Below are 11,971 nucleotides of genomic sequence, written 5' to 3' on the forward strand. Positions count from 1 at the left end.
CAGCTCCCGCCCGACCGGAACACTCCGGTCCGTAGAAAACACCAGCCGTGTTACAGCCGGGCTACGACGAGTTTTCAAAGCGGACGCGGAAGCCGCCCTGCGCGGACCTTGGCCGGAAAGAGCCCCCGCCCCGGCCGAGTTCACGCCGGCTCACACACCGACCGGCGCACACCTCCCGGCCAACTCGTCCATCGACAGCCCCAGCGCACCGGCCAGCGCCGCGACGGTGAAGAACGCCGGCGTCGGCGCCCGTCCGGTCTCGATCTTACGGAGGGTCTCGGCGGAGATGCCCGCACTGGCCGCGATCTCGGCCATGCTCCGCCCACCGCGCGCCTCGCGCAGCAACCGCCCGAGTCGCTCGCCGCGCTCGCGCTCTTCCGGGGTCAACGGGTTACGCACCATGCCGTCATTCTAATACCGGTATAGTAATTGGCATGGTGGAACTCAAAACGCGGGCGTCGATCGATGCCATGTACGAAGCGGGCCAGGTCGTGGCGCGGATCCTGACGACCGTGCGCAAGGCCGCCGACGTGGGCGTCACGCTGCTGGAGCTGGACGAGGTGGCACGGGACGTCCTTCGGGAGGCGGGCGCGGACTCGCCCTTCCTCGGCTACCGGCCGTCCTTCGCGCCCACCCCGTTCCCGGCGGTGATCTGCGCCTCGGTGAACGACGCGATCGTGCACGGCGTCCCCACCGGTCAGCGGCTGTGCGACGGCGACCTGGTCTCCATCGACTCCGGCGCGAAACTGGGGGGCTGGGTCGGCGACTCGGCGATCAGCTTCACCGTGGGCCGGGCGCGCCCGGCGGACGTCCGGATGATCGGGACGGCGGAACGCGCCCTCGCGGCCGCCATCGAGGCGGCGGTCCCCGGCAACCGCATCGGCGACATCGCCCACGCGATCGGCACGGTCTGCCGCGCCGACGGCTACGGCATCCCCGACGGCTTCGGCGGCCACGGCATCGGCCGCCACATGCACGAGGACCCCGGGGTCCCCAACGAGGGCCGCCCCGGCCGCGGCCTGCGTCTGCGCCCCGGCATGGTGATCGCCATCGAGCCCATGCTGATCGCGGGCGGCCGCGACGACTACCACGCGGCCCCCGACGGCTGGACCCTCAAAACGAACGACGGTTCCAGAGCCGCCCACGTGGAACACACGGTGGCCATCACGGAGGACGGACCCCGGGTCCTGACAGAGAGGCGGTAGAGCAACCGGGCCGAAAGGTGCGCGGGGAACCGCGCGAGAACCCCCACGGCCCGCACCCGCCGAACGACACCCGCTCCCCAGGACATGCCGCCCCCCTCCGATCGTGCAATCGTGGTGTAGCCCGGCACGGCCAGGGCACCCGTCCGCCCGGCCACGCACGTCGATCGAACGGAACGCCATGACCAGCGGCTACATCGGCCCGGAGGGCGACCCCTTCGGTGAATTCCTGGCCCGCTTCTTCGGCGGCCCCCGCCCCGGCCCCCGCCAGATCAACATCGGCCAGCTCCTCAGCCAGCCCGCGAGGGAGCTGGTCCGCGGCGCCGCTCAGTACGCCGCCGAGCACGGCAGCCGGGACCTGGACACCGAGCACCTGCTGCGCGCGGCCCTCGCGGCGGAGCCGACCCGGAGTCTGCTCAGCCGGGCCGGCGCGGACCCCGACTCGCTGGCGACGGAGATCGACAAGCGGTCGGGGCCGGTGCAGCACCCGCCGGGCGAGACGCCCCCGCCGACCTCGCTGTCCCTGACCCCGGCCGCCAAGCGGGCCCTGCTGGACGCGCACGACCTGGCCCGTTCGCGGGGGGCCGGGTACATCGGCCCGGAGCATGTGCTCAGCGCCCTCGCCGCGAACCCGGACTCCGCGGCCGGGCACATCCTCAACGCGGCCCGCTTCGCACCCGCCGGCCTTCCGCCGGAGACCGCCGAGGCCGCGCAGGCGCACCCGGAGCGACAGCGGCCGACCGGCACACCCACCCTGGACAAGTACGGCCGTGATCTCACGGAGCTCGCGCGCCAGGGCCGTATCGACCCGGTGATCGGGCGGGACGACGAGATCGAGCAGACGATCGAGGTGCTGTCCCGGCGCGGCAAGAACAACCCGGTGCTGATCGGTGACGCCGGCGTCGGCAAGACGGCCGTCGTGGAGGGGCTGGCGCAGCGCATCGCGGACGGGGACGTGCCGGACGTGCTGGACGGCCGCCGGGTGGTCGCCCTGGACCTGACCGGGGTGGTCGCGGGCACCCGCTACCGGGGCGACTTCGAGGAACGCCTCAACACCATCGTCGGCGAGATCCGCGCCCACTCCGACCAGCTGATCGTGTTCATCGACGAACTGCACACGGTGGTCGGCGCGGGCGGGGGCGGCGAGGGCGGCTCGCTGGACGCGGGGAACATCCTCAAGCCGGCGCTGGCGCGCGGCGAACTGCACATCGTGGGCGCGACGACGCTGGAGGAGTACCGGCGCATCGAGAAGGACGCGGCGCTCGCCCGCCGCTTCCAGCCGATCCTGGTGCCCGAGCCGACCGTCCCGGACACCATCGAGATTTTGCGCGGGCTGCGCGACCGCTACGAGGCGCACCACCAGGTCCGTTACACCGACGAGGCGCTGGTGGCGGCCGTACGGCTGTCGGACCGCTATCTCACCGACCGTCGGCTGCCCGACAAGGCGATCGACCTGATCGACCAGGCGGGGGCGCGGGTGCGCCTCGGTGCCCGGACGAAGGGCACGGACGTCCGGGCCATGGAGCGCGAGGCCGAGCAGCTCGCCCGCGACAAGGACCAGGCGGTCGCCGACGAGCAGTACGAGCTGGCCACCCAACTGCGCGACCGGATCACCGAGTTGAAGCAGCGCATCGCGGACACCTCCGGTGAGGAGGAGGTCGACGAGGGCCAGCATCTGGAGGTCACCGCGGAGGCCGTCGCCGAGGTGGTGTCCCGGCAGACCGGGATCCCCGTCGCGAGCCTCACCCAGGAGGAGAAGGACCGGCTGCTGGGCCTGGAGGAGCATCTGCACGAGCGGGTCGTGGGCCAGGAGGAGGCCGTACGGGTCGTCTCGGACGCGGTGCTGCGCTCACGGGCGGGCCTGTCGAGCCCGGACCGGCCGATCGGCAGCTTCCTCTTCCTCGGCCCGACCGGTGTCGGCAAGACGGAGCTCGCGCGGGCGCTCGCGGAGGCCCTGTTCGGCAGCGAGGAGCGGATGGTCCGGCTCGACATGAGCGAGTACCAGGAGCGGCACACGGTCAGCAGGCTGGTGGGCGCCCCGCCCGGGTACGTCGGCCACGAGGAGGCCGGGCAGCTCACCGAGGTGGTGCGCAGGCACCCGTACTCGCTGCTGCTGCTCGACGAGGTGGAGAAGGCGCACCCGGACGTCTTCAACATCCTGCTGCAGGTCCTCGACGACGGGCGGCTGACCGACTCCCAGGGCCGCACGGTCGACTTCACCAACACGGTGATCGTGATGACGAGCAACCTGGGGTCGGAGGCGATCGGCCGGCGCGGGGCGGGCATCGGCTTCGGGTCGGGCGGGGCGCAGGCCGACGAGGAGGCGCGGCGCGAGCAGATCCTGCGGCCGCTGCGGGAGCACTTCCGCCCGGAGTTCCTCAACCGCATCGACGAGATCGTCGTCTTCCACCAGCTCACCGACGACCAACTGCGGCGGATCACCGACCTGTTGCTGGAGAAGACGCGGGAACTGCTGCAGGCGCAGGGCATCGGTGTGGAGTTCTCGGCCGGGGCGGTGGACTGGCTGGCGGAGCGCGGCTACCAACCCGAGTACGGGGCACGCCCGTTGCGCCGCACGATCCAGCGCGAGGTGGACAACCAGCTCTCGCGGCTGCTGCTCGACGGACGGGTCAAGGACGGCGACCGGGTGCGGGTGGAGGTCGAGGACGGGCGGCTCGCGTTCCGCACCGAGCCGCCCGTCCCCACCCCGGAGCTATGACGCCGGGCGCACGACCTGGGCCGAGCCGCCGCCGCGCCGTACGGTCTCGGCGGCGGCGAGCCACTTGCCGCCGGGCAGCCGCTGTACGCCGGTCGCCGCGCCGATCTCGGCGTTCAGCTTGAACGAGTGCCCGATCGCCTCCAGCCGGGAGCGCACGCTGTCCGGGCCGGTGTCGTTGTAGAGCGCGGGTTCCATCTCGGTCTGGGCGGCGTTGCGCTGGCTGACGCGCGGTGCGGCGATCGCGTCGACGAGCGGCAGGCGCCGGTCGAGGAACTCGGTGAGGGTCTGCAGCACGGTGGTGATGATGGTGGCGCCGCCGGGTGAACCGAGTGCCATGACCGGCTTGTCGTGCTGGTCGAGGACGATCGTCGGCGAGATGGAGGAGCGCGGTCGCTTGCCGGGGCCGGGCAGGTTCGGGTCGTGCACGGCCGGGTTGGCGGGCGCGAAGGAGAAGTCCGTCAGCTCGTTGTTGAGGAGGAAGCCACGGCCGGGGACGGTGATGGCGCTGCCGCCGGTCTGTTCGATGGTGAGCGTGTAGGAGACGACGTTCCCCCATTTGTCGGCCACCGTCAGATGGGTGGTGTTCTCCCCCTCGTAGGTGGTCGGTGCCGCCGTGCCCCCGGTGGCGCAGGCCGCCGGGTGACGGGGGTCGCCGGGCGCGACGGGGCTGGTGAGGACCGCGTCGTCCTTGATCAGGCAGGCACGCGAGTCGGCGTACCGCTGCGACAGCAGCTGCTGCGTCGGTACGTCCTCGAAGGCGGGGTCGCCCACCCAGCGCCCCCGGTCGGCGAACGCGATCCGGCTCGCCTCGATGAAGTGGTGCAGGTACTGGACCTCGCTCGCCTTCGACAGGTCCGTGTTCTCCAGGATGTTGAGGGCCTCGCCGACGGTGGTGCCGCCGGAGGAGGAGGGGGCGATGGAGTAGACGCCGAGACCGCGGTACGTCGTTCTCGTGGGCGCCTGGAGCTTGGCCCGGTACGCCGCGAGGTCGTCGGCGGACAGCTTGCCGGGGCGCGCGTTCCAGCCCGAGGCCGGGGCGACGGGCGGGTTGTTGACGGTGTCGACGATGTCCTCGCCGAGTTCGCCCTTGTAGATCGCCGAGACGCCGTTGCGGCCCAGTTCCTCGTAGGTCCGCGCGAGGTCGGGGTTCTTGAACGTGGAGCCGACGACGGGGAGTTGGCCACCGGGCAGGAACAGCTGCGCGGTGTCCGGGAAGTAACGGAAGCGGGTCTCGTTGGCGGCGGTCTGGGAGCGGAAGGTGGCGTCGACGGTGAAGCCCTCGCGGGCGATGCGCTCGGCGGGCCTGAGGACCGAACCGAGCTTCCGGCTGCCCCACTTGTCGAGCGCGGTCGCCCAGGTGGCGGGGGTGCCGGGGGTGCCGACGCTCAGACCGCTGCTGACGGCGTCGGCGAAGGCGAGCGGGGCGCCGTTCTCCAGGAACAGGCCGGCGTCGGCGGTGAGCGGTGCCGTCTCGCGGCCGTCGATGGTGTGCACCGTACGGGACTTGGCGTCGTAGTAGACGAAGTAGCCGCCTCCGCCGATGCCGGAGGAGTAGGGCTCGGTGACGCCGAGGGCGGCGGCGGTGGCGACGGCCGCGTCGACGGCGTTGCCGCCCTTCCTGAGCACCTCGATGCCCGCGGCGGAGGCGTCCACGTCGACGCTGGCGACGGCACCGCCGTAGCCGACGGCGACCGGGACCTTCTCCGCGGCCGTTCTCTGTGCGGAGGGTGGCGCTGCCGCCCCCACCGTGACCACGGCGGCCGAGACCGCCAGGACCGACAGCTTCCGCGCGACAGGGCGACGCATCCATACCTCCAGTCAGGTACCGTCCGCGCAGCGTAGCCAGATTCGGTGGGTCTCGACAGGCACCTTCCGGGCACTGTCATACGACTGCCACACCTCGAACACGGGTACGTCAAAGGCATGTCCGACCGCTACCATGCGCGCCCATGAACGACGACGTGCGCAACATCGTCCTGGGGGTCATCGCGACCGGCCTGAGCGCCGCGCTCGGCTGGGTGGCCCGGACCTATCTGTGGCGCCGGAAGCTGCGGCGCAAGCAGGCGTTCTTCGGGCTGCCGGAGCACTCCGAGTGCCTGCTCGTCGTCAACCGCGACGCGGGCGGCCCGGATCTCGCGGTGCACCGCCACGACGTGTTCGCGCTGCTGGAGCTCGCCGCGCTCATCAAGGACTGCGGGGCGGGCGCCGAGGTGGTCACGCAGGACGCGGCCCGCCAGGGGTTCGGGGAGCGGACGGAGTTCTGCGTCGGCGGCCCGGGGTCGAACCGGCGGATGGCCGCGCACCTCCGGGCGATGCTGCCGGGGGTGCGGGTCAACACCGACCGGGAGCCGGGCCCGGACCGGCTCGCGTTCCGGATCGGCACCGAGCAGTACCGGATGGACGCGGGCATCACCGAGTACGTGCTGCTGGCCCGGCTGACGGTCGGCGAACGGCGGGGGGCACGGCCGGTGTTCCTGTTCTGCGGACAGCGCGCCATCAACAACCAGGCCGCCACCCGCTATCTCGTCCGCCACCACGAGCGGCTGGCCCGCAAGCACGGGAACAACTCCTTCGTGCTGCTCCTGAAGGTCGTGAACTCCCAGGCGTACGGCCCCGATGTGGTCGAACTGGTGGAGGACGTGACCCGGGCGGCGCAGGCACCGCTGCCCGCCGAACCCGTCGTCGCTCCCACGTGACGCAGGGACGAGCACAGCCCGTCCGGCGCGCGGCTGACCTTCTCCTCGCCGGCGACCGACCCGTCGTACGTCTCGGTCCCGCTGCGCGAGCAGTGATCTGCGACCGGCGCCGGCCGGGCAGGGCTCTGTGACTTCCGCCCCCTACGGCCGGATTGCCGCGGAGAGTCCCCCACCACCTGGCAGCAGCGTCCCCGGTTCTGCCGCCGCGGCGGTCGCGACCCCGGTTCTGGGGGATGAACGGCCCATCCTAGTCGCCCCCTTCAGTGCTTGAGAATCTTGGACGGAAACTATCCAGCGCGACCCCGCCCCGGGACACGACACGCACCCAGGGGACATAAGCCGTATTTACGTCGTGCTTATGTCGGCGACCAGGGGGTTCAGGCCTCGGCCACCTCGCCGTAGAGCTGCGACAGTTCGGGGACCCCGCTGGTGGCCCACTCGTGCCCGGAGGCCACGACGTCGAACTCCCGTCCCGAGGCCAGCCGTACGACGGGCTGCCCGTCCGCCCGGAAGTCCCAGCCGGCGCCCGGTACGGTGCGCACGATGACCGTGCCCAGATAGAGCCCGGCGTCGTTGCCGAGCCAGGGCAGGATCTCCTCGTCGTCGCGCCAGCGCGGCACCAGTTGGTCGAGCGCCTCCAACGAGGCGGCCGTGTCGTCGAGTCCGATCCCCGCCCGGGCCGCCAGGGAGCGCAGCAACTCGCACTCGGAGAGGAGCTCGCCGACCCCCTCGGGGTCGGCGGCCAGGACCGCTTCACCGTGCTTCTTGCGCCTGTTGCCCAGGAAAGGGATGTTCATACGTCCAGCGTGTCATTCGCACCGACGTACGCACCACAGGCGCGCTGGTACGTACGTACGGTCGAAAGCGCGGCGCTCGCCGCGGTCGTGGATCCGCGGCTGCTGTGAGCTCGTCCGGCACGCCGAGAGCACGCAGCGGACACCGCGGGCACCGCACAGGACTTTAGAAACACCCCCTAGACGTCGAGGTCCACCACGACCGGTGCGTGGTCGGAGGCTCCCTTGCCCTTGCGCTCCTCGCGGTCGACGTAGGAGTCCTTGACGGCCTTCGCGAACGGTTCGTTGCCGTAGACCAGGTCGATGCGCATGCCGCGGTTCTTCGGGAAGCAGAGCTGGCGGTAGTCCCAGTACGTGAACGGGTGGTCGTACTTCAGGGGCCGCGGGACCACGTCGGACAGACCGGCCTCGCGCAGGGAGGCGAGCGCGGCGCGCTCGGCGGGGGTGACATGGGTGAGGCCCTCGAAGGCGGCCACGTCGTACACGTCGTCGTCGGTCGGCGCCACGTTGTAGTCGCCGAGGATCGCGAACGGCCGGCTGCCCGCCGCGTCGCCCGCGACGGCCGCCTTCAGCGCCTCGAACCACTGGAGCTTGTACGCGTAGTGCGGGTGGTCCACCTCACGGCCGTTCGGCACGTACACCGACCAGGCGCGGACCGGGCCGCAGGTCGCCGAGATCGCCCGGGGCTCCACCGAGCCGTCGTAGCCGGGGTCGCCCGGCAGGCCCTTGACGACGTCCTCGATGCCGACGCGGGAGATCACCGCCACGCCGTTCCACCGGCCGGTGGCGTGGACCGCCGCCTCGTAGCCCAGCTCGCGCAGCGGCTCGAACGGGAACTGCTCCTCGGCCAGCTTGGCCTCCTGGAGGCACAGCACGTCCGTGCCGCTGCTCTCCAGCCAGGCCAGCAGCCTCGGCAGGCGGGCGGTGATCGAGTTGACGTTCCAGGTCGCGATGCGCATGCCTCACAACCTACCGGGCGCCGCCGACACTCACAGGGCCGTGCTCTCCCCGGGCGCCAGCCGCAGATGCCGCGCGCCGCCGAGGGCGCCGATCTGGCGGTCGTAGATGGGGCGGGCGAGGTCGGTGAGGAGCGCGTCGTGGATGTCGTAGGCGCGCTGCGGCTTCACCTCGCGGACGTAGTCGATGACCTCGGAGATCTTGCTCCAGGGGGCCATGACGGGGAGCATCAGCGTCTCGACGGCCCGGCCGGGGACGGTGAGGGCGTCGCCCGGGTGGAAGACGCGGCCGCCGTCGATCAGGTAGCCGACGTTGGTGATGCGCGGGATGTCCGGGTGGATGACGGCGTGCAGCTCGCCGTGGACCTGGACGTCGAAGCCGGCCGCGGTGAAGGTGTCCCCGTGGCCGACGGTGTGGACGCGGCCGGGGAAGGCGGCCGAGATCTTCTCCGCGACCGAGCGCAGCGTCCAGACCTCGGCGGCCGGGTTCGCGTCCAGGGCCGCCCGCAGCCGCTCCTCGTCGAAGTGGTCGGGGTGCTCGTGCGTGACCAGGATCGCCTCGGCGCCGACGGCCGCGTCCGCCTCGCTGAAGCCGCCCGGGTCGAGGACGAGCGTCCGCCCGTCCTTCTCCAGCCGGACGCAGGCGTGCGACTTCTTCGTCAGCTTCATGGTCGTCATGCTAGTCATGAGGACCATCCTGCCCCGGTGCGGGCGGCGCGGTTCAGTCGACCGGTGTGGTCTCCTCACGGATGATCCGCTGGGCCACCCGGAAGGCGCTGTTGGCCGCGGGTACGCCGCAGTACACCGCCGCCATCAGCAGCACCTCCTTGATCTCGTCGGGGGTGAGGCCGTTGCGCAGGGCGGCCCGGGTGTGGAAGGCGAGCTCGTCGAGGTGGCCGCCGGCGACCAGGGCGGTGAGCGTGACGCAGGAGCGGGAACGCCGGTCGAGTCCGGGGCGGTCCCAGATCTCGCCCCAGGCGTAGCGGGTGATGAACTCCTGGAAGTCGCCGGAGAAGTCGTCGGCCTGCGACAGCGCCCGGTCCACGTGCGCGTCCCCGAGGACCTCGCGGCGCACCTTCAGCCCCGCGTCGTACGGATCCGGACGGCCCATGACCTGCAGCGGCTCCTCGACGGGGGCGGGGGCGATCTCGGCGATGGCCACCGGCTGCGGCGGCGGGGTCGGGCTCGTCACCGCCCGGACGGGGATGCCCGGGACGGCCGTCTGCCCGGTCGTGGACTCGTAGGCGGGCTGCCAGGCGGTCGAGAAGTGCCGCACGAGGAGGTCGGTGACGGCCGCGGGCTGCTCCACCGGGACCAGATGGGAGGCGCCGGGGACGACGGCGAGGCGGGCGTCGGGGATCCCGGCGACCAGGGTGCGCGCCTCGGCGGGGCCGGTCACCTGGTCGTCGGAGCCGACGAGCACGAGCGTGGGGACGCCGATCAGGCCGAGCTCGGCGCGGACGTCGAACGCGGCGAGCGCCTCGCAGGCCGCGATGTAACAGCCGGGGTCGGTGGTGCGGACCATCTGCACGGCCCACTCGGTGATCGCGGGCTGCGCCGCCGCGAACCCGGCGGTGAACCAGCGGTCGGGCGAGGTGCGGGCGATGGGGTCGAGCCCGTTCGTGCGGACGATCACCCCGCGCTGGCGGAACTCGTCCGCGGTGCCGAACCGCGGCGAGGCGGCGATCAGCGCGAGCGAGGCGACCCGCTCGGGGTGTCGCAGCGCCAGTTCCACGCCGACCGCGCCGCCGAAGGCGCAGCCCGCGTAGCCGAAGCGCTGCACCCCGAGCCCGTCGAGGGTGGCGAGGAGCCGCTCGGCGAGGTCGGACACGGAGCCCGCCGGGTAGGCCGGGGCGCCGCCGTGACCGGGCAGGTCGTACCGGAAGATCCGCCACTGCTGGGCCAGTTCCGGGACCTGCCGGTCCCACATGTGCCATGTGGTACCCAGGGAGGGACCCAAGATCAGGACGGGAGCCTCTTCTGGCCCGTCAAAGCGGTATTGCAGGGTGTTCGACGGTGTCTCACTCACCCGCCTGAGCCTCTCATCTGTCACGAGATGTCACATCGCCGGGGTGGGTTAGCGGGCCTTGTCCCGCTCCGGCGCTGCCGGGCCTGCCGGCGAAAGTCAAGGTACATATTCTCCGCGGCGCCAGTGGGTCCTCCCGGCGCCTATCCCTCCATCAGTCACTACGATCAAGTCTTCCCCCCTTCGTCACGACCCCTCTCCACCAAACCCGTGCATGTCATCCCAAGTCGTGGCGGCTCCGCGAAGATCCTCTACGTCCGGCTTGACGTACCACCGCTTGGTCGTCTGGATATTTGTATGACCGGCCCATCGCGCGAGGATGTGATCCGGGACACCGTTGTTGGCCAGGAAGGTGAGGCACGACGAGCGCGCATCGTAGAGCCTGACGCGACGGAGCCCGAGAAGCTCCATGAGCCGGTACGCGCGCCGGCGGAGTTGCTTGATCGTGAAGGCATCGCCCGCCTCGTGCACCAGCACGTAGCCAGAAACTGTGTACGCCTCCCCCAGCGCGAGCCTCTCCTCAGCTTGGAGAGCCCGGAACGCTTTGAGGGCACCCAGTACGAGACCCGGCAACGGCAGCTCCCGCTCACCCGCAAGGGACTTGGTGTCCTTCTCCACCACGTGCCGATTTCCCATCATCGTGCGCGTGTTGGCAATAACGATCGTGGCGTTCTCAAAGTCAACGTCCTCCCACCGGAGGCCGCAGACCTCGGCCGGACGAAGCCCCATCAGCGAAAGAAGAAGCGCAGCGTATAGGCGATCGCCCCTGATCCCATGAATGAACTTCTGAACCTCTTGAACATTCCAGGGCAGGACCTCCTCCTTAGTCTTCCGCTCTTCCTTGCGCGCCCTTCGAGGAATGGATACGTGCGCTGCGACATTCACGTACACCAATCGCCGGGTAACAGCTCTGCCCAGCGCTTCCTTCAACCGGGCAAGACTCATATCCACAGTTGTGACACTGAGTGGCGTCCCGGCCCCTTTTCCGCGCACACGGCCATGCGTCAGCGCCCAGTCCCTCCACTCCTCCACATGCTCTTCAGTTAGATCCTGGAGACGGATATTGCCGAGCCTCCCCCGAACTCGGTCCAGGGTAATCCTGTAGTTGTAGATGGTGGTTTCTTCCAGGTCCTCCGCCTTCATGGCCAGCCATCGGTCGAGCCACTCATTCACGGTGATCTTGTTGGGCGGTACAAGAGACCCCTCATGCCGTCGATTAGTTATGTTCGCGTACTCAGCCTTAGCTTCCTTCAACGAGTCGAAGGTGCGCCTCAACTGCTTACGCTTACCAGTTTCGGGGTCGATCCCTACGTCCACAACAAATTGGTATCGAACCTTCCCCTTCGAGTTCGGCGGAAGTTTTTTGATGGGATCCGGCAGAAGAATCACTCTCCTCGAACAGGGGGCATGTCTTTGAAACGCCGTCACAACCGCTCAGGATTGGGTAAACAGGCGGCACTATCCGCTATGGCTCCACCGCCAAGCACAGCCAAGAACGAACAGCCTCAATAGTCCGCGCGATCCCCGGTTTCGGTAACCGGGGATCGTGGCCTATATTCCGCCCGGCATCCGATAGCT

10 protein-coding genes are annotated in these 11,971 nt (G+C 70.5%); 3 read left to right on the forward strand and 7 right to left on the reverse strand.

The genetic code is table 11. The annotated features are described in order from the left end of the window. Positions 1-150 precede the first annotated feature (150 nt). The gene (locus OG852_RS10070; protein ID WP_133913922.1) at positions 151-402 is read right to left on the reverse strand and encodes a helix-turn-helix domain-containing protein; all 252 of its coding nucleotides are present in this window, start codon (positions 400-402) and stop codon (positions 151-153) included. A 32-nt stretch (positions 403-434) separates the two neighbouring features. On the opposite strand from OG852_RS10070, the gene map reads away from it, so the two are divergent. Both map and OG852_RS10080 read left to right on the forward strand, forming a co-directional pair. Further along, on the forward strand, positions 435-1,205 hold the full coding sequence (map, locus tag OG852_RS10075; protein WP_330347635.1) for a type I methionyl aminopeptidase: 771 nt from the start codon (positions 435-437) through the stop codon (positions 1,203-1,205). Between the two features lie 178 nt (positions 1,206-1,383). Further along, positions 1,384-3,921, forward strand: coding sequence for an ATP-dependent Clp protease ATP-binding subunit (locus tag OG852_RS10080; RefSeq protein WP_133913924.1), 2,538 nt, complete (start codon positions 1,384-1,386; stop codon positions 3,919-3,921). Here OG852_RS10080 and ggt read toward each other — a convergent pair. Further along, positions 3,916-5,727 (reverse strand): gamma-glutamyltransferase, encoded by a 1,812-nt coding sequence (ggt, locus tag OG852_RS10085; RefSeq protein WP_330347636.1) that lies wholly within the window; start codon positions 5,725-5,727, stop codon positions 3,916-3,918. The genes OG852_RS10080 and ggt overlap by 6 nt on opposite strands. Before the next feature lie 143 nt (positions 5,728-5,870). On the opposite strand from ggt, the gene OG852_RS10090 reads away from it, so the two are divergent. Further along, positions 5,871-6,617: a hypothetical protein gene (locus OG852_RS10090; protein ID WP_133913926.1), complete on the forward strand. Its 747-nt coding sequence runs from the start codon at positions 5,871-5,873 to the stop codon at positions 6,615-6,617. Between the two features lie 377 nt (positions 6,618-6,994). Here the strand turns inward: OG852_RS10090 and OG852_RS10095 are convergent, their stop codons facing one another. From OG852_RS10095 to OG852_RS10115, 5 genes are all read right to left on the reverse strand, one after another. Next, positions 6,995-7,414, reverse strand: coding sequence for a DUF6278 family protein (locus OG852_RS10095; protein ID WP_133913927.1), 420 nt, complete (start codon positions 7,412-7,414; stop codon positions 6,995-6,997). Between the two features lie 176 nt (positions 7,415-7,590). Then, positions 7,591-8,370: an exodeoxyribonuclease III gene (locus OG852_RS10100; RefSeq protein ID WP_133913929.1), complete on the reverse strand. Its 780-nt coding sequence runs from the start codon at positions 8,368-8,370 to the stop codon at positions 7,591-7,593. 30 nt (positions 8,371-8,400) lie between these two features. Then, entirely contained in the window at positions 8,401-9,036 is a 636-nt protein-coding gene (locus tag OG852_RS10105) for an MBL fold metallo-hydrolase (protein ID WP_133913964.1), read from the reverse strand. A 52-nt stretch (positions 9,037-9,088) separates the two neighbouring features. After that, positions 9,089-10,396 (reverse strand): bifunctional 3-oxoadipate enol-lactonase/4-carboxymuconolactone decarboxylase PcaDC, encoded by a 1,308-nt coding sequence (gene pcaDC / locus OG852_RS10110; RefSeq protein ID WP_133913930.1) that lies wholly within the window; start codon positions 10,394-10,396, stop codon positions 9,089-9,091. A 183-nt stretch (positions 10,397-10,579) separates the two neighbouring features. Further along, the gene (locus tag OG852_RS10115) at positions 10,580-11,821 is read right to left on the reverse strand and encodes a tyrosine-type recombinase/integrase (RefSeq protein WP_330347637.1); all 1,242 of its coding nucleotides are present in this window, start codon (positions 11,819-11,821) and stop codon (positions 10,580-10,582) included. Positions 11,822-11,971 lie beyond the last annotated feature (150 nt).

The sequence above is a fragment of the Streptomyces sp. NBC_00582 genome (assembly GCF_036345155.1).
Taxonomy (GTDB): Bacteria; Actinomycetota; Actinomycetes; order Streptomycetales; family Streptomycetaceae; genus Streptomyces.

What these genes read in the sequence shown, in the direction of transcription:
- OG852_RS10070 (WP_133913922.1), bottom strand. Translation starts at nt 402, where the DNA reads ATGGTGCGTAACCCGTTGACCCCGGAAGAGCGCGAGCGCGGCGAGCGA.
- map (WP_330347635.1), top strand. Translation starts at nt 435, where the DNA reads ATGGTGGAACTCAAAACGCGGGCGTCGATCGATGCCATGTACGAAGCG.
- OG852_RS10080 (WP_133913924.1), top strand. Translation starts at nt 1,384, where the DNA reads ATGACCAGCGGCTACATCGGCCCGGAGGGCGACCCCTTCGGTGAATTC.
- ggt (WP_330347636.1), bottom strand. Translation starts at nt 5,727, where the DNA reads ATGCGTCGCCCTGTCGCGCGGAAGCTGTCGGTCCTGGCGGTCTCGGCC.
- OG852_RS10090 (WP_133913926.1), top strand. Translation starts at nt 5,871, where the DNA reads ATGAACGACGACGTGCGCAACATCGTCCTGGGGGTCATCGCGACCGGC.
- OG852_RS10095 (WP_133913927.1), bottom strand. Translation starts at nt 7,414, where the DNA reads ATGAACATCCCTTTCCTGGGCAACAGGCGCAAGAAGCACGGTGAAGCG.
- OG852_RS10100 (WP_133913929.1), bottom strand. Translation starts at nt 8,370, where the DNA reads ATGCGCATCGCGACCTGGAACGTCAACTCGATCACCGCCCGCCTGCCG.
- OG852_RS10105 (WP_133913964.1), bottom strand. Translation starts at nt 9,036, where the DNA reads ATGAAGCTGACGAAGAAGTCGCACGCCTGCGTCCGGCTGGAGAAGGAC.